We start from the raw sequence: 826 nt of genomic DNA, 5'->3' as shown, positions 1-826 counted from the left end.
GACTTCGCGTGATTTCAATGTCCGCAGCAGCGCGATTATCGGTCGCTCACTCTATCGCTTTGATCGACTCCTAAATGGCCGACTGTACTCGCTCACAGAGGCCGCCCCTAAGCCGCCGTTGAAGTTTCAACGGCAGTTCTTCGGAACGTTCATTGAACTGGTGCTATCGGCCATGAACGGTCACGGGCTGGCGGGTTGGCCCGGACGATCAATCATCGGCTCGACTCAGAATACGGCCATTCGGCCTGCAGTCGCATGCGTGACGGCGTTGGTGCATAGAGACGGGCATTGGGCAACGGTGGGACTCAGCCGAACGTGAACGCGTAAGCCAGCACGCCAGGCGCCAGGAAGGTGATCTCGAAGGTGCGTTCGCCGCTGCCGTTGGCCTGCCGCACGAGCTGGTAGAGGCGCTGCCCGGTGACCGTGCCGTTGCCATACGCATCGATGTCCGCGCCGCGGTCGGCGCCCGGCGCCTCGTTGTCGATCAGCACGCGAAAGCGCACGGGCTGGCCGTCGCGGCCGGGCCCCAGCACCAGATGCAGGTCACGGCCACGGAAGCGATAAACAATGCGTCCGTTAGGGCTGTCAAGCCGGGCACTTTCGTCGCTAACCAACCAGCGCCCGTCGAGCCCCCACTGGTTGGCCGTCAGGGTCGAGGGCGCGTGATACGTGGCAGTCTCGTCCTGCGCCACCGGGCCACCGGCGAAGTTCTGCGCGCGTGCGTAGCCGACGTAGGTTTCCGGCGAGCGACTGGCATCGCCTGAGCCGGCGGCGGCCTGTGCGCCCTGCGCGTTCGGTTGCACGTAGCCACCCGGCAGGTCCTTCT

1 protein-coding gene and 1 pseudogene are annotated in these 826 nt (G+C 65.0%); one reads left to right on the top strand and one right to left on the bottom strand.

What is annotated here, in order from left to right:
- On the top strand, positions 1–319 hold a 319-nt coding region (locus tag F6X40_RS42030; protein ID WP_222946321.1), incomplete at its 5' end, for a hypothetical protein.
- Here the strand turns inward: F6X40_RS42030 and F6X40_RS41600 are convergent.
- Positions 306–826 (bottom strand): annotated as a pseudogene (locus F6X40_RS41600) (cytochrome c biogenesis protein DipZ); the annotation flags it as partial. The gene F6X40_RS42030 and the pseudogene F6X40_RS41600 sit on opposite strands and share 14 nt — an antisense overlap.

Source organism: Paraburkholderia sp. UCT31, from assembly GCF_014397655.1.
Lineage (GTDB): Bacteria > Pseudomonadota > Gammaproteobacteria > Burkholderiales > Burkholderiaceae > Paraburkholderia > Paraburkholderia tuberum.
This window is presented reverse-complemented; position numbering and strand designations above follow the sequence as displayed.